Genomic DNA, 19,609 nt, shown 5'->3' with positions numbered 1-19,609 from the left:
GGAGCCTGCCGTTTCACCTTCACCGCGCATCTTTGATGGAGAACATCATGGCAATGAGTAACAGTGGGCAGAAATTCATCGCACGTAACCGTGCCCCCCGCGTGCAGATCGAGTACGACGTAGAGATCTACGGTGCAGAACGTAAGATTCAGCTGCCGTTTGTGATGGGCGTCATGGCCGATCTGGTCGGCAAACCGGTGGAAAATCTGCCGGCCGTCGACGAGCGTAAATTCCTCGAAATCGACATCGACAACTTTGACGAACGCATGAAGGCGCTGAAGCCGCGCGTGGCGTTCCAGGTGGATAACACCCTGACCGGCGAAGGCAAGCTCAACGTGGATTTGACCTTCGACAGCATGGACGACTTCCTGCCGGATGCGGTGGCCCGCAAGGTTGAGCCGCTGAACAAGCTGCTGGAAGCGCGTACCCAGCTCTCTAACCTGCTGACCTATATGGACGGCAAAAACGGTGCGGAAGAGCTGATCGCTAAAATTCTGCAGGATCCGACGCTGCTCAAATCCCTGAGCCAGTTGCCGAAAAATGACGAAAGCGCGAAAGGTAGCGAGGAATAATCGATGAGCAACCAGACTCAACAACATGAGCAGCAGGCGGGTCAGGCGTTCAGCCAGGATGAATTCAGCGCGCTGCTGAACAAAGAGTTCCGCCCGAAAACCGATCAGGCCCGTTCAGCCGTTGAAAGCGCGGTCAAAACCCTGGCGCAGCAGGCGCTGGAAAATACCGTCACCTTCTCCAATGATACCTACCGTACCATTCAGAACCTGATTGCCGGTATCGACGAGCAGCTGTCGCAGCAGGTGAACCAGATCATTCACCACGACGATTTTCAGAAGCTGGAAAGCGCCTGGCGCGGTCTGAGCTATCTGGTGAACAACACTGAAACTGACGAGATGCTGAAGATCCGCTTTATGAGCATCTCCAAGCAGGAGCTGGGCCGCACCCTGAAGCGCTTCAAGGGCGTGGGCTGGGACCAGAGCCCGATCTTCAAGAAAATCTACGAGCAGGAGTACGGTCAGTTCGGCGGCGAGCCGTTTGGCTGCATCGTGGGCGACTACTACTTCGACCACAGCCCGCAGGACGTTGAGCTGCTGGGCGAAATGGCGCGCATCGGCTCTGCGGCGCACTGTCCGTTTATCACCGGTACCGCACCGGGCGTGATGCAGATGGAGTCCTGGCAGGAGCTGGCTAACCCGCGCGACCTGACCAAGATCTTCCAGAACACCGAATACGCGGCCTGGCGTTCACTGCGTGAATCCGAAGATGCCCGCTATCTGGGGCTGGTGATGCCGCGCTTCCTGTCGCGCCTGCCGTACGGCATTCGCACTAACCCGGTCGACAGCTTTGACTTTGAAGAGCAGACCGACGGCGCGAACCACAACAGCTATTCCTGGGCGAACGCCGCGTACGCGATGGCCGCCAACATCAACCGCTCATTCAAAGAGTACGGCTGGTGCACCTCGATTCGCGGCGTGGAGTCCGGCGGGGCGGTTGAAAACCTGCCGTGCCACACCTTCCCGAGCGATGACGGCGGCGTGGACATGAAGTGCCCGACCGAGATCGCCATCAGCGACCGTCGTGAAGCCGAGCTGGCGAAGAACGGCTTTATGCCGCTGGTTCACCGCAAAAACTCCGACTTTGCCGCCTTCATCGGCGCGCAGTCGCTGCAGAAACCGGCGGAGTACCATGACCCGGATGCGACCGCTAACGCGCGTCTGGCCTCTCGTCTGCCGTACCTGTTCGCCTGCTGCCGCTTTGCCCACTACCTGAAGTGCATCGTGCGCGACAAAATCGGCTCCTTCCGCGAGCGCGAAGAGATGGAGCGCTGGCTGAACGACTGGGTCATGAACTACGTGGACGGTGACCCGGCTAACTCCTCTCAGGAGACCAAGTCCCGCAAACCGCTGGCGGCTGCGGAAGTGCAGGTTCAGGAAATTGAAGACAACCCGGGCTACTACGCCGCGAAGTTCTTCCTGCGTCCGCACTACCAGCTGGAAGGTCTGACCGTTTCCCTGCGTCTGGTTTCTAAACTGCCGTCGCTGAAGACGAAAGACGCGTAAAAGCGTCAGACTGCTGACAACGTGCGTTTAGTGAGTTTCGCCCGGCGGCGCTACGCTTGCACGGGCCTACGATGAAATGTGCAATCTATTGATATCGTTGCCCAATGTAGGCCGGGTAAGCACAGCGCCACCCGGCAAGAAAGACGGCTAAATTGTTAATGCTGTCCTTAACAGGTTCCAGAATAACGCACGGTAATAATGACTTCACATTCCTTCCGTTATTTCGAAGGAATGTAAGACTGTCAAATGACACGGGTCATTTGATGTGAGGCAGAGGTAAAATATGGACGGTTTTATTCAGCCCCATGCTTTCCTGTTTGCCATATAAGTGCTTTTTCGAAAGCAATATTGTTCATCCACGAAGAGTAGATATTATGGCTATTGATATGTTTCTGAAGGTCGAGGGTGTTACGGGCGAATCTAAAGATTCTAACCACACCGGCTGGACTGATATTACCTCCTTCTCCTGGGGCGCTTCCCAGCCGGGTAATATGAGCGTTGGCGGTGGCGGTGGTGCCGGTAAAGTTAACTTTAACGACCTGCACGTTAACGCGCTGATCGACAAATCCACCACAGCTGTACTGAAACACTGCGCTAGCGGTAAACACCTGACTAAAGTTGAACTGTCCGTCTGTAAAGCTGGCGGCCAGCAGGTGGAATACTCCCGCATTACGCTGGAAGATGTGCTGGTCACTTCTGTTCAGTACACCGGTGCAGACAACGGCGATACCGTTGGTGTGACCTATGCATTCCAGGCTGCGAAAGTCAAACAGCAGTACTGGGAGCAGACCACGTCTGGTGGTAAAGGTGCTGAAAGCAGCGCTGGCTGGAACATCAAAGAAAACAAAGAAGCGTAATAATAGTGGGCCCGAAAGGGCTCACTTTATCCTGAGCTTCTTATCAAGGAGAAATGAGATGTCTCAAATGCGTCCTGCTTTTGGCGCCGCCTGGAACCGATTCAGAGAAGTGAACGTAAACGTAGAACAGGTTGGCAAGTTATTGGGTGGAAAAGTTCAGCATAATATCGACGCCGGTATTTTTAAAAATGCGTGCCCAATACGTATGAGCTACGTCCTGAATTATTGTGGTATTCCGATTCCTTCTAATAGCAAATATGCGACAGTGACCGGAGACGACAAAAAGCGCTATATGTTCCGCGTTAAAGATATGATTGCATTTCTACCCACGGTACTGGGCAATGCAGATATGTCAGTCTCTTCCCCAACGCCTGCCCAATTTGCTGGCAAGCAAGGTATTATCATCTTTACCGGTCACGGCTGGAGCGATGCAACCGGGCATGTAACACTCTGGAATGGAAATATTTGCTCGGATGACTGTCATTTCCTTGGTTCTCCAGGAAATGGTTCATTTATTCCTACCAACGCAACATTCTGGAGCCTGAAATGAAACGTTTACTGCTGCTCGTGTTGGCATTAAATACCTCTGCTGTTTATGCCCAAACGCTGCCTGATATCAGCGCTTTTTCGCAGCAACAAATTTTTGAAAACTGGGTGCAAAACCGCTGTATCGGTAAGATTGCGGACAGCAAAGCCCTGAAAGCTGATGCAGAGGCCAGCGCCGCCGCCTGGCTCGAAGCAAGCAATCTCCCTTCTGAGAACTTTGAAAAAGCTGACAAGGTGATTGCTTCTCTACTGAAAGAGAAAGTGGGCGGCACTCAGCCGGGTCATTATCAGGTTTTGAAGTGCAGCTTAATCGCCAATAGCGACGCGATTCGTCCGCTCAAAACGCCAGAATAGAACAGATGGAATCGGCCCCAAACGCCGCCGTTCTCGTCCCGAGAGCGGCAGCGTTTGAGCGCTAATCATACCAGCAGGAATACGCCATGCGATTCACGATTATTTCTACGAAACCCGGTCATCAGCCGCCGCAAAGCAGCTGTGATTTTTACGCCCCGGGCGGCACCATTGGGCGCGGTACGGATAACAATCTGGTATTGCCGGATAATGACCGCACCATCTCTCGTCTGCAGGCCATTGTCCACGTTGACGCCCAGGGTGAATGCCGCGTGACCAACCGTGGCAGCGTCACCCGCGTGGTATTAAATGACATTCCGCTGGAGCGAGGGCGTCAGGTTGAACTGCAGGATGGCGACATTCTCGGTATTGATGACTACCGTATCGAAGTCACCGAACTGATCCACGATACCCAGCCCGTGAGCCGAATGGCGGCCAGCATGCATCAGCAGGCGCGTCCGACAGCCGCACCCGCGCCCGCTCCACAGCCGAAACCGGCGAGTGCCGCACCGCGCGGGAAGGCCGAGCCGACCGCCGTGCCAACGGAGATCTGGGATAGCCTGATGCAGGAGTTCTCCATCTCCGACAGCATCTCCAGCAACCGTACAAAACCGCAGCCTGCTGCATCGCACGATCCGTTCTCCCAGCCTGCGGCCCCGGAGCGTAACGCCGAAGATCCGCTGGCGATGTTCAACGACAGCGATCCAAAGCTCGAGCGTAAGAATGTTGACCCGGACACGCTGTTCAGCGACGAAGCGTTGTTCAAAAAAGAGAGTATTTTTGACGACGTCACCCCGTCAACGCTGGTGCCGCCGGGCGAGAATAGCCCCGTTAAGCCAGAGGAAGAGGCAACGGATGAGCTCGATCCGCTGGCTCTGTTTGGCGGTAAGGCCAGCGCGCCAGCCGCGCGTAATGACGACCCACTCGGGCTGATGGGCGGCGCGCCATTGACCCATCCGGATGACATTGTTGACGAAAAGCCTGCGCCAGTGCCTGAACCCGAGCAGAAAGAGGACGTGCTGGCCGATTCTCCGCTGTTCGCCCCCGAGCCGCAGGAAGAACCGCGTGCTGAAGAAGAGCCCGCGCGACCGGATTACGCAGGATTCACCATGCCAACGCCACAGGCCGTTGCGCGCAGCAGCGCTCAGACCCCGAAGGGCCGTCTGCGCATCGACCCGGTCAATAACGCCGCCGCCCCAACCGCCACGGCGAACAGCGGTGAGAAGGGCGAAGTGCTGCAGGGCGAGCTGCTGGAGGCGCTGCTGGAAGGGATGGGGCTGAGCGAAATGCAGCCCGTCCCGCAGTTTGACCGTGAAAACATGCGTCAGCTGGGGCAGATCCTCGGCATGTTCTCTCAGGGAACCGTGGCGCTGCTTTCTTCGCGCTCCATTCTCAAGCGCGGCGTGAAAGCCGATATGACCATGGTGCTGGACGATGCCAACAACCCGTTCAAGCTGTTGCCGACCGGCAAAACCGTGCTGATCCAGATGTTCGGCACCCCGATGCCGGGCTTTATGCCGCCGACAAAATCCGTGCGCGACGCGCTGATCGATCTGCAGGCGCACCAGCTGGGCATGATCTCCGGTATCCGCGCCATTATTGCCGCGATGCTGCAGTCCTTTAACCCGGAACAGCTGGAAGAGCAGGCGAAGCAGAACGGGATGACCTCTCGTCTGGCGCTTCCGGGCAGCCGCAAAGCCGCCCTGTGGGACTATTTTGTGCGCAGCTATGGCGAGACGGCTGGCGAGATTGAGGATGACTTCCACACCCTGTTCGGCGAGGCCTTCCTTCATGCGTACGACATGGAGGTGAATCAGTACAAAGACTCACAGAGCGGATCGGAAGACAAATGAATATCGCAACGGCTTCTCTCTCCCGCCAGGGGACGCGCGCCAGCAACCAGGATCAGACGGGAGAAACCATAGGGGAACGTTCAGCCTGCTTTGTCGTCTGCGATGGCATCGCGGGCCTGCCGGGCGGTGAGGTGGCTGCAGAGCTGGCCCGCAACAGCATCATCTCCCGCTTCGATGGCGACAAACATCTTAACGCGCAGCATATCCGCGACTACGTGCAGACGGCAAACCGCACTATCCTCAGCGAACAGCAGGCCGTGCAGGACTATCGCCGGATGGGCACGACGCTGGTCAGCCTGTTCATTGACCGCGATTACGGGCTGGCCTACTGGGCGCACGCCGGGGACAGCCGCCTGTACCTGTTTCGCCGGGGATGGCTGTGGCATGTGACCACCGACCACAGCCTGGTGCAGCAGATGAAAGATGCCGGGCACCAGACCGACAACCTGAACAGCAACCTGCTCTATCTGGCGCTGGGGATTGAAAACGGCGGGCCGGAAGCGAGCTACAGCGACGTGGTGCAGGTGGAAGACGGCGATGCATTTTTACTGTGCACCGACGGGTTCTGGCACGGCGTCAGCGAAGAGCAAATGAAGCAGTCGCTGCATATGGTCAATACGCCGCAGGAGTGGCTGACCTTAATGAACCAAATCATTCAAAAGAATGGCGAACAGGAGGGGAATGCTCAGGATAACTATACTGCCCTGGCGGTATGGATGGGCAACCCTCAGGACACCACTTTGCTGCACACCCTCTCTGACGCAGCACAATTTCTTCCCTGCGGAACTGATTAGACACACAAGGAACGATATGAAACTTTGGCTATCGGGTTTGGCACTTCTGGCGGTCACCTCCACCGCGCAGGCTGAGAATTTCCGCATCGTGCAGTCTCCTGCGCAGAAGCTGGATATCTGGATCGACAACATCAAAGACAACACGCCGCAGAGCTGGTGTAAGCCTGAGGTGGCGCTGCGAATCGTGGCGAACGGCAAGAAAGACGTCTCCGTGCTGGAGAACTTTGTGCCGCGTCTTGGCGCACTGCTGGAACACCAGTGCAGCAAAGTGAATAAACTAAGCTGGACGCTCAACGACCCGGCGGGTACCACGCTGGCGCAGGGCACGGCTGGCAAAGCGCAGGACTGGGCGCTGGTGGTGAAACAGGAGCAGGCCGCGCCTGCTGCGACCGTCACCGCAACCCCAGCCAGCGGCGCGTTGCTGCCGCCAGACCAGAACGTGGCATCCCGCACTGTTGCCGCTGACCGCACGCCGTGGCAGGAGTTTACCCTGCAGGACGGCTGCCACCTTCGGACCTTCTGGGAAGGCGGCGCGTCCGCTCCGGCACTCTTTATTCCGGATTCTGATACCACCCGCTGCGGTAACGGCAGCTGGCTGAGCGGACACACCGTTGTTTCGCAGTCCCGCAACGGCGGACAGAAAGAGATGGCGGTGACCTACATCCATGGCTTCCCGGTGACCGGACTGAATCAAAGCGCCGATCCTGAAAACGCGCTGATCACCTCCGTCAACAAAGAGCGCATGGTATTCAGCACGCCAAACAGCGACCAGAGCTGGATGATCCTGCCTTACGATAACGCCCTGAACAGCTGGAAAAGCAACGGCACCGTAGCGGTAGAGATTTCCCGTGAAATCGCCAGCGATGATGCAAAACTGCAGGCGCGCATCGCGGCGGTGAAAAAGACCTGGAGCGCCTGGGTCGCACCCGGCACGCCGCTGAATATCGTTCTGATTGACACCCTGCGTCCCCAGCTGCGCGATCCGGCCGTCGGCGCATGGCGCGCGGCGAATTAAGGAATGGCTATGAATACGCTCTATCAACGCCTGGCGGGCGAGTCGCTCAACGATGCGCTGGCGCGCCTTGAGGCTGAAATCAAAGCCCGTCCGGCGGATGCCGACCTTCGCGCCGCGTTCGTGCAGTTTTTAACCCTCAGCGGCAACTGGACGCGTGCGCTGACCCAGCTGAAAAGCTGGCTGGCGCTGAAGCCTCAGGCGAAGCCTACCGTCACGCTGCTGGAGCAATCCATTCAGGGCGAGCTGCAGCGCGCGCAGGTGATGGCGGGACAGGCGCGTCCGGCCATGCCTGAAGCCCAGTGGCCGTGGCTGACGGCTCTGGCCGCGGCGCTGAGCGAGGAGGGCGAGCGCGCCCGGGCGCTGCGTCTGGAAGCCCTCGATCGGGCTCAGGCCACCTCCGGCAACATTACCCTCGAAAATGAGGAGACGCAGACCTTTGACTGGCTGATGGATGGCGACGCCCGTCTCGGCCCGGTCTGCGAAACCATCGTGAACGGCCGCTATTTCTGGCTGCCGTTTAGCGCTATCGCGGAGATCCGTTTCCAGGCGCCTGCCAGCGTGACCGATCTGGTCTGGCGTCACGCGCTGGTGCGCCTGACCGACGGTACGGAGCAGGTGTGTCAGATCCCGGCGCGTTATCCTTTTGCTGCCGATGCCACTGATGCGGTCAAACTGGGCCGCACCACCGAATGGCAGCCGCTCGACGAAGACGGCACCCTTTACGAAGGTACGGGCCAGAAAGCCTGGCTGAGCGAGCAAAGCGAAAGCCCGCTGCTGTCCTTAAGCCTCGTGACGTTTGCGACGGATGGAGCCGATGAGTAATCCCGCTGGCGAAGGCGATCTGCTGCGCAGCGGCTGGCAAGCCCGCAGCAGGCAGGAGAAGGTGGGGGCGCGCGACAAAATGCAGCCCTCGCTGCTGGATCGCCTCACAGATAACGACCCGGAAAAAAAACGAGAGTCGGCCAACAGCAATCTGATCACCCACGCCGCGCTGCGCCGCAATGTCCTGCGGGATCTGCAGTGGCTGTTTAATACCATTAACCACGATGCCTCCGGCGATTTGAGCGCCTTGCCGCACGTGAACCGCTCGGTGGTCAACTTCGGCGTCGCGCCGCTGGCCGGAAAGAGAATGTCGGATATCGAATGGCACGATATCCAGCGCAAGCTCACCGAGGCGATCGTCAATTTTGAGCCGCGCATTTTGCCGCAGGGGCTGCAGGTCCGCTGCGTGTCGGATACCTCCTCGCTGGATCTGCACAACGTGCTCTCCATCGAGATCAAAGGGCGTCTGTGGTGTGTGCCGTACCCGCTGGAGTTTCTGTTTCGTACCGATGTCGATCTGGAAAACGGCCATTTTGAACTGAAAGATGCGGGGTAATCATGGAAAGTAAACTGCTCGAATACTACAACCGCGAGCTGGCCTACCTGCGCGAAATGGGGGCCGAGTTTGCCGAACGCTATCCTAAGGTCGCCGGGCGGCTGGGCATGCGCGGCATCGAAGTGGCGGACCCGTATACCGAACGTCTGATGGAGGGCTTCGCCTTCCTGACCTCCCGCGTGCAGATGAAAATGGACGCGGAGTTTCCGCGCTTCTCCCAGCGTCTGCTGGAGATGATTGCGCCTAACTATCTCGCGCCCACGCCGTCGATGGCGATCGCGGAGATTGAGCCCGACAGCAGCCGGGGCGACCTGAGCAAGGGCTTCATTGTGCCGCGCGGTACCATGATGGACAGCCTGGCGCTGAAAAAAACCGGCGTGACCTGCAGCTATACCACGGCGCACGAGGTCAACCTGCTGCCGCTGAAAATCGACAAGGTCGAGCTGGGCGGCGTGCCCGCCGATCTGCCGTTGGCACAGCTGGGGCTGAGCCAGCAGGGGATCAACAGCGCCTTACGGATCCGCATCGCCTGCGATGGCCCGCAAAACCTCGGGCACCTGGATTTCGACCGCCTGGAATTTTTCCTCGGCGGTCCGGATATTGAAGCGCTGAAGCTGCTGGAGCTGGTGATGGAGCACCACGCCGGGATCGTCTGTCAGACGGTCAGCCCGCAGCCGCAGCGACAGCTGCTGGCGTCGGATGCGCTGCGCCAGGAGGGCTTTGAGCCTGACCAGGCGCTGCTTCCGGACGATCTGCGTAACTTTGACGGCTATCGCCTGCTGCAGGAGTATTTCGCGTTTCCGGCCCGCTTCCGCTTCATCAGCCTCAGCGGTCTGAGCAAGCTCATCCAGCGCTGTGAAGGCGAAAAAGCCTTCGACATCTTCATTCTGCTGGATAAGTCGGATGAACAGCTGGAGCGCGTGGTCGATGCCAGCCATCTGGCGCTGCACTGTACGCCGGTCATCAACCTGTTCCCCAAGGTCGCGGCACGTCAGAAGCTGAATGAAGGCCAGCATGAATACCATCTGGTGGTGGATAACATCCGTCCGCTGGATTATGAAATTTACGCGGTCAAAAAAATCTTTGGCAGCGCGGACGGCCAGCGTGATGACCAGACGTTTCGTCCTTTCTGGAGCACCTGGAGCGGCGATGCGGGCAACTACGGGGCCTATTTTTCCCTACGCCGCGAACAGCGCGTGCTGTCCGAGCACGCCCTGCGCTACGGTACCCGCACCGGTTACATCGGTTCAGAGGTGTTTGTTTCGCTGGTGGATGAACAGCACGCCCCGTGGCAGGAAAACCTGCGCTATATCTCTGCCGAGGTGCTGTGCACCAGCCGCGACCTGCCGCTGATGCTGCAGCAGGAGCTTGGGCAGTTCATTATGGCCGACTCCATGCCGGTGAAATCCCTCACCCTGCGTAAAGGCCCAACGCCGCCGCGTCCGGCGCTGGCAGAAGGGTTCAGCACCTGGCGGCTCATCAGCCAGCTGCAGATGAACTACCTCAGCCTGATGGACAGCGAAAACGAAGAGGGTGCGGCCGCGCTGCGCCAGCTGTTAGGGCTGTACGCCAACCTGGCAGAAACGCCCGTTGCGCGTCAGGTGGAGGGGGTACGCCACTGCGTGCTGGAGCCGGTTCACCGCCGCGTGCCTGAACCCGGTCCGGTCGTTTTCGCCCGCGGGATCGGCATTACCCTGACTGTCGATGAGCGAGCCTTTTCCGGCGCCAGTCCGTGGCTCTTTGGCAGCGTAATGGAACGTCTCTTTGCCCGTCTGGTGTCCATCAACAGCTTTACGGAGTTCACCCTGAAGAGTCAGCAGCGCGGCGAGATTGGCTACTGGGCGCCGCGTATGGGTAAAAGGGCGTTGATATGAGTGACACTGCTGCACCGCTGCGCGTACATCGCCTGACCCGGCTGCCGGATGCGTTCTGGCACGGCGTCCGCGAGACGCCCTGGCGCTACGATCTGTTTCAGCTGTTAAGGCGCATTGATGCCCAGGGCGGCGAGCGCTACCCGCTGGGACGCGCGCCGCTGCCGAAATTTGAGCCGCTGCGCATCGGCCAGCAGCCGTCGATGAGTTTTGCGCCGTCGACGCTGGCCCAGGTACGTCAGCGGGAGGAAAGCGGGCTTCACGAGGTGTCTATCCTCAGCTTCGGCCTGTTTGGCCCAAACGGCCCGCTGCCGGTCCACATGACCGAATACGCCCGCGAGCGTATTTATCATCATCAGGACACCAGCCTCAGCGCGTTTGCCGACCTGTTCCATCACCGTCTGGCGCTGCTGTTTTACCGCGCCTGGGCGGATGCGCAGCCGGCCGTCTCTCTGGATCGCGCCGATAACAGGCGCTTTGAGGGCTACCTGGCGTCGCTGATTGGCATGGGGCAGCCGGGGCAGATGAACAAAGGTAGCCTGAGCTCGCATGCCCGCTTTACCCACGCCGGACACCTGACCCGCCACGGGCGGGATCCGGAGGGGCTGGAGAAGATCCTGCGCAACTATTTTAAAGCGCCGGTTAAGCTGGTGAGCAACGTACCGCAGTGGATGCCGCTCTCCACGCGCGAGCAGGCGCAGCTGGGAGCAGGACGCCGCATGCCGCGCATGGGTGAGTCCGCTTTTCTCGGCGTTGCGGTGCGCGACGTGCAGCATAAGTTTCGCATCGACATTGGCCCGCTGAGCGCGGAGGAGTACAACCGTTTTCTGCCGGGGGAAGCGTGGGTCACCGAGCTGCGCGACTGGGTGCGTCAGTACGCCGGGGTGGAGTTTGAATGGGAAACGCGGGTGATCCTGCATGAAGACGCGGTGCAGGGCACCACGCTCGGCAGCAATGGGCGATTAGGCTATAACACCTGGCTGGGCCTTCAGCCGCAGCCTGTCCCGCGTGGCGATCTGGTGTATTGCGCAGAGCGGTAATCCTTCCGTATACCGAATCATTGTTAATGGAAACTAACATGTCAGAAATTAGCCGTGCCGTGCTTTTCGGCAAACTGGATACGCTGTTATTTACCTCTCTGGAAAGCGCCACTGCGTTCTGCAAGCTGCGCGGCAACCCCTACGTTGAGCTGGTGCACTGGCTGCATCAGCTGATGCAGCAGCAGGATGGCGATCTGCAGCAGGTCATCCACCACTTTGCCCTTGATGAACAGCAGCTGACGCGCGATATCGTTGCCGCGCTGGATGTCCTTCCGCGCGGGGCGAGTTCCGTTTCCGATCTCTCCGAACATATCGACAGCGCCGTGGAGCGCGCCTGGGTCTTCGGCTCGCTGAAGTTTGGCGTCAGCCGCATTCGCGGCGGCCACCTGCTGATCGGCATGCTTAAAACCTGGAACCTGGCCAACGTCCTGAAAAGCATCTCATCGCAGTTCACCCGCCTTAACGTCGAGGTGCTGATTGAGCAGTTCGACGCCATCTGCGCCAACAGCAAAGAGACGCAGCAGGCCGCTGCCGCCGTCGATGCCCCGGCGGGTGCGGTACCGGCGGCGCAGGGGACGCTGGCCCAGTACGGTCAGGACCTGACCGCCCGCGCCCGCGAAGGGAAGATTGACCCGGTTGTCGGGCGCGACGAGGAGATCCGCCAGATGGTGGATATCCTGATGCGCCGCCGCCAGAACAACCCGCTGCTGACCGGGGAAGCCGGGGTCGGCAAAACGGCGGTGGTGGAAGGGCTGGCGCTGCGTATCGCCGACGGCGACGTCCCGGAGCCGCTGCAAAATATTCAGCTGTGGCTGCTGGATATCGGCATGCTGCAGGCAGGCGCAGGCATGAAAGGCGAGTTCGAGGCCCGTCTGCAGGCGTTAATCAATGAAGTGCAGTCCAGCGCCACGCCGATCATTCTGTTTATCGATGAGATCCACACCCTGATTGGCGCAGGCGGCCAGCAGGGGACCGGCGATGCGGCGAACCTGCTGAAGCCCGCCCTGGCGCGCGGTCAGCTGCGCACCATCGGGGCCACCACCTGGGCGGAATACAAAAAGTACATCGAGAAAGACCCGGCGCTGACCCGTCGTTTCCAGACGGTGCAGGTTTACGAGCCGGACGAAGCGAAAGCCATTCTGATGCTGCGCAGCACCGTGTCGCCGCTGGAGACTCACCATCAGGTGCTGCTGCTCGACGAAGCGGTCAGCGCGGCGGTGAAGCTGTCGCATCGCTACATCCCGGCGCGTCAGCTGCCGGACAAAGCCGTTGCGCTGCTCGACACCGCCTGCGCCCGCGTCGCGGTCAGCCAGAGCGCGCCGCCTGCGCAGCTCGAAGACTGCCTGCGCCACCTTGCCGCGCTGGACGTGGAGATTGAGATTGCTGAACGCGAAGCGCGCGTCGGTGCAGGTGACGCTGAGCGCGTAGCGACGTTACGCGTCGAACGCGACGCGTATGAAACAAAACGCGAAGCCCTGGCCCAGCGCTGGGAAGAAGAGCGCAGCCTGGTGCAGGAGATTATTCGCCTGCGCGCGGCGCTGTTCGCGGCGGGCGATGAAGACAGCGCCGAGCTGCGCGGCCAGCTGGCGGAGCAGCAGCAGGCGCTGAACGCCTTGCAGGGTGATGAACCGCTGCTGTTTGCGGCGGTGGATGAAAACGTGGTTGCCGCGGTGGTCTCTGACTGGACCGGGATCCCGCTGGGCCGAATGGTGAAAAACGAGATCGACGCGGTGCTCAACCTCGCCGACACGCTGAACCAGCGCGTTATCGGCCAGCGTCACGGTCTGGATCTTATTGCCCGCCGCGTGAAAACCTCGCGGGCGAAGCTCGACGATCCGAACAAACCGGTGGGCGTCTTTATGCTGTGCGGCCCGTCAGGCGTTGGTAAAACCGAAACCGCGCTGGCGCTCGCGGAATCCCTGTACGGCGGCGAGCAGAACGTTATCACCATCAACATGAGTGAGTTCCAGGAAGCGCACACCGTTTCCACCTTAAAAGGTGCGCCTCCGGGGTACGTAGGGTATGGTGAAGGCGGCGTGTTAACCGAGGCCGTGCGCCGCCGCCCGTACAGCGTGGTGCTGCTGGACGAAATTGAAAAAGCGCACCCGGACGTCCACGAAATCTTCTTCCAGGTCTTTGATAAAGGCTGGATGGAAGACGGCGAGGGGCGCCACATTGATTTCCGTAACACCATCATTATTCTGACCTCCAACGTTGGCACCGACCTGATTAGCGCCATGTGCGCCGATCCGGAGCTGATGCCGGAGCCTGAGGCGTTAAGCGGTGCCCTGCGCCAGCCGCTGCTGGAGGTATTCCCGCCGGCGCTGCTGGGCCGCCTGCTGGTGGTGCCGTACTACCCGCTCAGCGACGAGATGCTGGGGCAGATTGTTCGCCTGCAGCTCAAGCGCATTCAGCGTCGTCTGGAAGAGAATCACAGCATTATTTCTGAGTTTGACGACAGCGTGGTGGAACAGATTGTTCAGCGCTGTACCGAGGTGGAGTCTGGCGGCCGCATGGTGGACGCTATTCTGACCAACACCTTGCTGCCTCAGATGAGCCAGATATTACTTACCGCCAGCCGCAGCGACGAGCAGTACCGACGTCTGCACGTCACCTGCGAGCAGGGCGAGTTTCACTGTCAGTTTGCCGCGTAATAATCATCAAGAGAACTGTAAAAGATGACGGATAATGATAACAATCGGACTGTCCCAAACGCGCTCCCGGTCGGGTACCGCTTCAACGAGTTTGAAATCAAAGAGGTGATCGGCGGCGGCGGTTTTGGCATCGTCTATCGCGCGTGGGATCACCAGCTCGAACGCACTATCGCTATCAAAGAATTTATGCCTTCCTCGCTCGCGGTGCGCGGCGACGACATGACCCTGGTGCTGCGCAGCGAGCGCTTTGGCAAAGCGTTTTCCGCAGGCCTGAACAGCTTCATTCAGGAAGCCCGTCTGCTGGCGCGCTTTAACCACCCGAACCTGCTGCACGTCCTGCGCTTCTGGGTGCAAAACGATACGGCCTACATGGGGACGCTGTTTTACAGCGGCACTACGCTTTCGCGCCTGCGCGAAGAAAAGCCGGAGCTGATCAACGAAGCCTGGATCCGCCGCACGCTGCCGATGCTGTTCGGTGCGATCAAGACCATCCACAACGAAGGCTACCTGCACCGCGACATCTCTCTGGATAACATTCAGATCCAGGATAACGGCCTGCCGGTGCTGCTCGATTTCGGCTCCGCGCGACGCACCATCGGTAACCTCTCCGACGAAACGGAAACCATGCTGCGCCCGGGCTTTGCGCCGATTGAACAGTACACTGACGACAACGAAAGCGAGCAGGGCCCGTGGACGGATATTTACGCCCTCGGCGCGGTGCTGCGTACCCTGATTGTGGGCTCTCCGCCGCCGGTCAGCGTGGTGCGCTCGATTCAGGATACCTGCAAACCGCTGGTCGAGCTGATGCCGCAGGGCTATTCCATTCCGCTGCTGCAGGCCATCGACCGCGCGCTGGCGCTGCACATGGAGGACCGTCCGCAGTCAATCGACGAGTTCGCCGCGCTGATAGAGATGCCGGTCGCCGGGATCAACGACGTGCTGACGGCGAAAAAGCCCGGCACGATGCTGGTTCCGGTCGAAGACGAAAAACCGGCTTCGCTGCTCGACTGGCGTCGCTACAAGATCCCGGGCATGGTTGCCGCGGGCGTGCTGGTGGGTATTGTCGCCGGGGCGATGCTGTTCAGCGGCGGTAACGATGCACCTGAGCAGGCTGCACAGGCACCGGCGGAGACGCGCCCGGCTGAAACCGCCGCGAACGCGCCAGACGTGAAGCCGGAAACGGCGAAGGTTAGCGAGCAGGCGACGGCCCAACAGACTTCACCGCCTGTCGACACAAGCCCTGTTGCGTTGGTCTATATCCGCATCCTCGACGGCGAAACGCTGAAAGTGAACGGCGAGCCAAAAGCGTTGCGTCCGGCGACCAACGGTTATGCATCGCTCAAGCTGCCAGCCGGTGAGGTGAAGATTGAACTGCAGGGCAACGGAAGAACACGTGGCCAGACGCTGGATATCACCAAGCCGGGCACCTGGCTGGTGAATCCTTAGAATTACGCTCAGTCACAGATGCGAACCTCTTTTCTGAATCGCATAAGCTAGATGGAATAAAGATTATGCTCAACCGAATTACCGTTCAGCTCCCGGTGGAGGGGCTTCTGTTCTGGAAACTGACGGGCCGCGAGGCGATGTCCGAGTCGTTTGCGCTGACGCTGACCGTGCTCGGCACGGACGCGCGCATCGACCGCAGCAAGCTGCTGGGCCAGCCGGTCACGGTGACCATCCCGACGCAGAATCTGCTGACGTCCCGCTATGTCAACGGCAAGATTACCCGCGTGGCGGTCAGCGCCGTTGAGCTGACGGGCACCCGCTACGCGGTGTACCAGCTGACGGTGGAGCCGGACCTGTGGCCGATGAAGCGCGACCGTAACCTGCGAATCTTCCAGGGCCAGACGGTACCGCAGATTGTGAAAACCCTGCTGGATGAGCATCAGGTTAACGTTGAGGATAAACTCACCGGCAGCTACCGGGTGTGGGACTACTGCGTGCAGTATCAGGAGTCGAGCCTGGACTTCATCAGCCGCCTGATGGAGCTGGAGGGGATTGCCTATCACTTCCGCCATGAGGCCGACAAACACACCCTGGTGCTCACCGACGCTGCCACGCAGCATCAGCCGTTCAGCGGCTATGAGGTTATTCCTTACCACCAGACGCCGTCAGGCGGCAGCACGGACGAAGAGGGCATCAGCCAGTGGGCGCTGGAGGACAGCGTGACGCCGGGGATTTACAGCCTCGACGACTATGACTTCCGCAAGCCGAACGCGTGGCTGTTTCAGGCCCAGCAGAACCCGGCGTCGCCGAAGCCGGGCAGCATCGACGTGTACGACTGGCCGGGGCGCTTTGTGGATAAAGGGCACGGGGAGTTCTATGCCCGCATCCGTCAGGAGCGCTGGCAGGTTGAGCATCAGCAGATTCAGGCTACCGCGACGGCGGCGGGGATTGCGCCAGGGCACACCTTCACCTTAACCAACGCGCCGTTCTTCAGCGACAACGGTGAGTATCTGGTGACGGCGGCGGGTTACCACCTCGAAGAGAACCGCTACGCCAGCGGCGAGGGGGAGACCATTCACCGCACCGATTTCACGGTGATCCCGTCGGCGGTGGTGTACCGTCCGGCGCAGACCACGGCGTGGCCGCGAACCTACGGCCCGCAGACGGCGAAAGTCGTGGGGCCGAACGGCGAGAGTATCTGGACGGACAAATACGGTCGCGTGAAGGTGAAGTTCCACTGGGACCGCCTGGCGAAGGGCGATGACACCAGCTCCTGCTGGGTGCGCGTGTCGAGCGCGTGGGCGGGCCAGGGCTACGGCGGGGTGCAAATCCCGCGCGTCGGCGACGAGGTGGTGGTGGACTTTATCAACGGCGATCCGGATCGTCCGATTATTACCGGACGCGTGTACAACGACGCGAGCATGCCGCCGTGGGCGCTGCCGGCTGCGGCGACGCAGATGGGCTTTATGAGCCGCTCTAAGGGGGGCTCCGTGGACAACGCCAACGCCCTGCGCTTTGAGGACAAGGCGGGCGCAGAGCAGGTGTGGATCCAGGCCGAACGCAACATGGACACCAGCGTTAAAAATGATGAAACGCACAGCGTCGGCGGGGCGCGCAGCCATTACGTGAAGAAAAACGAGCTGCATCGCGTGGAAGCGAATCAAACCCAGGCGGTGAAAGGCGGAACCGAGATCCTGACGGGCAAAGGCAAGCTGGATGCGGCGGTGGAGCAGTATGTCATCGCTTCCGGGACGAAGCTGCGGCTGGTCTCAGGTGAAAGCGCGATTGAACTGAATGCTAACGGCAAGATTAACCTGATCGGCAAAGAGTTTAACTTCTTCGTGGAAGGGGATGGGTATATCACCACGGGCGGTAAGCTGCACCTGAATACCTCGGGAACCAAGCCGGGCACTACAGCACCGGGTTCTGAGCATAAAGGGGATATTGATGCGGCGGTGCAGGAGAAATTTGCGCCGGGAAAGGAGAGTAAGGCTGGTGTGGCTGCCAGCGCACCTGCCGAAACTTCTAAAAACGCTACGCCTCAAGCATCCAATGTTCCTTCAAGCGGATATGGAAAGGATGTTGATAGTCTTGTCGATAAATCACCTACTATGAAAAATGACATAGCTACGTTAAAGAAACGAGGCTGGACATTTGAAGAAGGTGAAGCAGGCAAGGGGACGTTTGCCAATCGTCAAAAGCGCGTTATTACCGTTGATAAAAATGAGCTCGGTAACCCGAATGCAGTCGTTCAGTCTCTGTCACATGAAAGTGGTCACGCTTTATATGAACCCAACATTGATTTTTCTTCGCGCGACGCCTATCTGAACAGCACACTCAGTGATGAAGGCGCTGCAACGTTGAACAATATCCGGGTCCAACGCGAAATCATAGCCAACAAGGGCGGGGATATCGGTATTGCAGGCAATCCAGCAAATCAGACACAATATAATCGTATCTATGATTCTCTCGAACGTGGGGCTATAAAGGAAAGTGAAGCGCGTACGCAGATAGGCCGTATCTTTGGCAAAGGCGAACAAACGTCTACCACAGGGCAATATTACGAAGATTATTATGGCGGTTGGTATGATAAAAATTATCCATAGTCTAAAAACGGGTGCGGTGCTTGCGGCTTTATTAACGACGGGAATGGCAGGTGGTAACATGCAGAAACAGGATCTTTGGCAGTTCATTTCAGAAATGAGCGCATCACTCAAAACGTTGTCCGTTAACAGTCTGGATAACGCTCCGTTATCATTCAAGCTAACGAAACAGAATGAATATATCAATTTCTACAATGCCGACGATATCAAACTGGCGGATGGAACGAACATTACTGCAATTGATTTACGTTTAAGTAAAGAAAGTGACGGTATGGCACCGTTACTGAATTTTTCACCGTCCGGCCAGTGCATCACTCTCGACACTGTTAAAAAACATTATCCGCAACTGACGTTAACTGATTATCCACGAGGCCGTTCGGAGAACGAAGTGACCAGTTATACAGCGGCAAAGGATATGAATGGACAAAAAGTAAGCTTCAGTTTCACGGTAAAAAAACCTGACTGCTTGGGTGGGGTCGCTATTAGCGCTGACTAAAATGCTTATTTCATTACTCACCGCTTTTTAAAGTGGTGAGTAGCATAATATTTATCCAGCAAATGACGATTAACGTGAAAAAACGCCTTTCTGTCTCTCTTTTTTTTACTCTCATGTCTACCTTTCTGAGCAGTTATGAAGTAGTGGCTCAGACTATGCCGCCCATTCTGGCTAAAGAGGATTTTTCTCTGCAGATAAAAGACCAGATTGTGGCACTGGGCGATAGATGGACTTCTGAGGTTGCGCGTAAAATTGCAGTTTCTGTGGAAGGTAGTTTTGTCGGTGAGGTTCCTTTTGACGGAACGAACTATAAATTCTACCAGCATCAGAAGACTGGTTTAAAAATATTCAGTTCCAATCTCTGGTGGGATAAAACCGAGCGAAGTGTTGACGATTATATTGTGGCGCAGATAACGCTAACTACTCCGGATGGCAAAACAGTTCGCGGGATCCATATTGGTTCAACAATAAATGAACTTGATAAAGCTTATGGTGGTGGCCATGTCGAAAATGACTCCGGGGAGCAGTGGGTTTCGTATGAATTGGGTAAGAAATTACTCTCTTTTGAGGTTAAGGACAGTAAGGTTGTAAAAATAACAATGAATTACGATAATGGTTCTTCAGAGTGAT

Annotated in this window: 17 protein-coding genes; all 17 read left to right on the top strand. The window is 58.4% G+C overall.

Features of this window, described 5'->3' with window-relative positions; all coding sequences use genetic code 11:
• Window positions 1–47 precede the first annotated feature (47 nt).
• The 17 genes from tssB to AC2TE5_RS13175 all read left to right on the top strand — a co-directional run bounded on the left by tssB (window position 48) and on the right by AC2TE5_RS13175 (window position 19,608).
• Window positions 48–572, top strand: coding sequence for a type VI secretion system contractile sheath small subunit (tssB, locus tag AC2TE5_RS13255; RefSeq protein ID WP_008502644.1), 525 nt, complete (start codon window positions 48–50; stop codon window positions 570–572).
• A gap of 3 nt (window positions 573–575) precedes the next feature.
• On the top strand, window positions 576–2,075 hold the full coding sequence (gene tssC, locus AC2TE5_RS13250) for a type VI secretion system contractile sheath large subunit (RefSeq protein ID WP_484611794.1): 1,500 nt from the start codon (window positions 576–578) through the stop codon (window positions 2,073–2,075).
• A gap of 374 nt (window positions 2,076–2,449) precedes the next feature.
• Window positions 2,450–2,932 carry an Hcp family type VI secretion system effector gene (locus AC2TE5_RS13245; RefSeq protein ID WP_063143858.1) on the top strand — a complete coding sequence of 161 codons (483 nt, stop codon included), beginning with the start codon at window positions 2,450–2,452 and terminating at the stop codon, window positions 2,930–2,932.
• Between the two features lie 58 nt (window positions 2,933–2,990).
• Window positions 2,991–3,482, top strand: coding sequence for a type VI secretion system amidase effector protein Tae4 (locus AC2TE5_RS13240; protein WP_213327820.1), 492 nt, complete (start codon window positions 2,991–2,993; stop codon window positions 3,480–3,482).
• The gene (locus AC2TE5_RS13235) at window positions 3,479–3,832 is read left to right on the top strand and encodes a T6SS amidase immunity protein Tai4 family protein (RefSeq protein ID WP_484611793.1); all 354 of its coding nucleotides are present in this window, start codon (window positions 3,479–3,481) and stop codon (window positions 3,830–3,832) included. The genes AC2TE5_RS13240 and AC2TE5_RS13235 overlap by 4 nt, the downstream gene beginning before the upstream one ends.
• An 86-nt stretch (window positions 3,833–3,918) precedes the next feature.
• Entirely contained in the window at window positions 3,919–5,682 is a 1,764-nt protein-coding gene (tagH, locus tag AC2TE5_RS13230; RefSeq protein WP_484611792.1) for a type VI secretion system-associated FHA domain protein TagH, read from the top strand.
• The gene (locus AC2TE5_RS13225) at window positions 5,679–6,476 is read left to right on the top strand and encodes a PP2C family protein-serine/threonine phosphatase (RefSeq protein WP_014884226.1); all 798 of its coding nucleotides are present in this window, start codon (window positions 5,679–5,681) and stop codon (window positions 6,474–6,476) included. Before tagH ends, AC2TE5_RS13225 begins: the two co-directional genes overlap by 4 nt.
• 16 nt (window positions 6,477–6,492) lie before the next feature.
• Window positions 6,493–7,491 (top strand): hypothetical protein, encoded by a 999-nt coding sequence (locus AC2TE5_RS13220; protein ID WP_484611791.1) that lies wholly within the window; start codon window positions 6,493–6,495, stop codon window positions 7,489–7,491.
• A 9-nt stretch (window positions 7,492–7,500) separates the two neighbouring features.
• On the top strand, window positions 7,501–8,313 hold the full coding sequence (locus AC2TE5_RS13215; RefSeq protein ID WP_484611790.1) for a type VI secretion system accessory protein TagJ: 813 nt from the start codon (window positions 7,501–7,503) through the stop codon (window positions 8,311–8,313).
• A complete protein-coding gene (gene tssE / locus AC2TE5_RS13210; protein WP_213327815.1) occupies window positions 8,306–8,869 on the top strand; it encodes a type VI secretion system baseplate subunit TssE in 564 nt (187 codons plus the stop codon). The genes AC2TE5_RS13215 and tssE overlap by 8 nt, the downstream gene beginning before the upstream one ends.
• Window positions 8,870–8,871: 2 nt before the next feature.
• Window positions 8,872–10,743 (top strand): type VI secretion system baseplate subunit TssF, encoded by a 1,872-nt coding sequence (tssF, locus tag AC2TE5_RS13205; RefSeq protein WP_484611789.1) that lies wholly within the window; start codon window positions 8,872–8,874, stop codon window positions 10,741–10,743.
• Window positions 10,740–11,780, top strand: a complete 1,041-nt coding sequence (gene tssG, locus AC2TE5_RS13200) for a type VI secretion system baseplate subunit TssG (protein ID WP_484611788.1) — start codon at window positions 10,740–10,742, stop codon at window positions 11,778–11,780. Before tssF ends, tssG begins: the two co-directional genes overlap by 4 nt.
• A gap of 38 nt (window positions 11,781–11,818) precedes the next feature.
• The gene (tssH, locus tag AC2TE5_RS13195) at window positions 11,819–14,434 is read left to right on the top strand and encodes a type VI secretion system ATPase TssH (protein ID WP_484611787.1); all 2,616 of its coding nucleotides are present in this window, start codon (window positions 11,819–11,821) and stop codon (window positions 14,432–14,434) included.
• Between the two features lie 24 nt (window positions 14,435–14,458).
• A complete protein-coding gene (locus tag AC2TE5_RS13190; RefSeq protein ID WP_484611786.1) occupies window positions 14,459–15,880 on the top strand; it encodes a serine/threonine protein kinase in 1,422 nt (473 codons plus the stop codon).
• Window positions 15,881–15,945: 65 nt separating this feature from the next.
• Window positions 15,946–18,486: a type VI secretion system Vgr family protein gene (locus tag AC2TE5_RS13185; RefSeq protein ID WP_484611785.1), complete on the top strand. Its 2,541-nt coding sequence runs from the start codon at window positions 15,946–15,948 to the stop codon at window positions 18,484–18,486.
• The gene (locus AC2TE5_RS13180) at window positions 18,455–18,979 is read left to right on the top strand and encodes a hypothetical protein (RefSeq protein WP_257260959.1); all 525 of its coding nucleotides are present in this window, start codon (window positions 18,455–18,457) and stop codon (window positions 18,977–18,979) included. Before AC2TE5_RS13185 ends, AC2TE5_RS13180 begins: the two co-directional genes overlap by 32 nt.
• Window positions 18,980–19,053: 74 nt before the next feature.
• Window positions 19,054–19,608, top strand: a complete 555-nt coding sequence (locus AC2TE5_RS13175) for a hypothetical protein (protein WP_073000758.1) — start codon at window positions 19,054–19,056, stop codon at window positions 19,606–19,608.
• Window position 19,609 lies beyond the last annotated feature (1 nt).

The sequence above is a fragment of the Enterobacter sp. N5-15 genome (genome assembly GCF_057221635.1).
Note: the sequence above shows the minus strand (reverse complement) of the source record. Positions and strands in the feature narration are given on the sequence as shown.

What these genes read in the sequence shown, in the direction of transcription:
- AC2TE5_RS13190 (WP_484611786.1), top strand. Translation starts at nt 14,459, where the DNA reads ATGACGGATAATGATAACAATCGGACTGTCCCAAACGCGCTCCCGGTC.
- tssH (WP_484611787.1), top strand. Translation starts at nt 11,819, where the DNA reads ATGTCAGAAATTAGCCGTGCCGTGCTTTTCGGCAAACTGGATACGCTG.
- AC2TE5_RS13220 (WP_484611791.1), top strand. Translation starts at nt 6,493, where the DNA reads ATGAAACTTTGGCTATCGGGTTTGGCACTTCTGGCGGTCACCTCCACC.
- tssF (WP_484611789.1), top strand. Translation starts at nt 8,872, where the DNA reads ATGGAAAGTAAACTGCTCGAATACTACAACCGCGAGCTGGCCTACCTG.
- AC2TE5_RS13235 (WP_484611793.1), top strand. Translation starts at nt 3,479, where the DNA reads ATGAAACGTTTACTGCTGCTCGTGTTGGCATTAAATACCTCTGCTGTT.
- AC2TE5_RS13225 (WP_014884226.1), top strand. Translation starts at nt 5,679, where the DNA reads ATGAATATCGCAACGGCTTCTCTCTCCCGCCAGGGGACGCGCGCCAGC.
- tssB (WP_008502644.1), top strand. Translation starts at nt 48, where the DNA reads ATGGCAATGAGTAACAGTGGGCAGAAATTCATCGCACGTAACCGTGCC.
- tssE (WP_213327815.1), top strand. Translation starts at nt 8,306, where the DNA reads ATGAGTAATCCCGCTGGCGAAGGCGATCTGCTGCGCAGCGGCTGGCAA.
- AC2TE5_RS13245 (WP_063143858.1), top strand. Translation starts at nt 2,450, where the DNA reads ATGGCTATTGATATGTTTCTGAAGGTCGAGGGTGTTACGGGCGAATCT.
- AC2TE5_RS13215 (WP_484611790.1), top strand. Translation starts at nt 7,501, where the DNA reads ATGAATACGCTCTATCAACGCCTGGCGGGCGAGTCGCTCAACGATGCG.
- AC2TE5_RS13185 (WP_484611785.1), top strand. Translation starts at nt 15,946, where the DNA reads ATGCTCAACCGAATTACCGTTCAGCTCCCGGTGGAGGGGCTTCTGTTC.
- AC2TE5_RS13240 (WP_213327820.1), top strand. Translation starts at nt 2,991, where the DNA reads ATGTCTCAAATGCGTCCTGCTTTTGGCGCCGCCTGGAACCGATTCAGA.
- tssG (WP_484611788.1), top strand. Translation starts at nt 10,740, where the DNA reads ATGAGTGACACTGCTGCACCGCTGCGCGTACATCGCCTGACCCGGCTG.
- tssC (WP_484611794.1), top strand. Translation starts at nt 576, where the DNA reads ATGAGCAACCAGACTCAACAACATGAGCAGCAGGCGGGTCAGGCGTTC.
- tagH (WP_484611792.1), top strand. Translation starts at nt 3,919, where the DNA reads ATGCGATTCACGATTATTTCTACGAAACCCGGTCATCAGCCGCCGCAA.
- AC2TE5_RS13180 (WP_257260959.1), top strand. Translation starts at nt 18,455, where the DNA reads ATGGCGGTTGGTATGATAAAAATTATCCATAGTCTAAAAACGGGTGCG.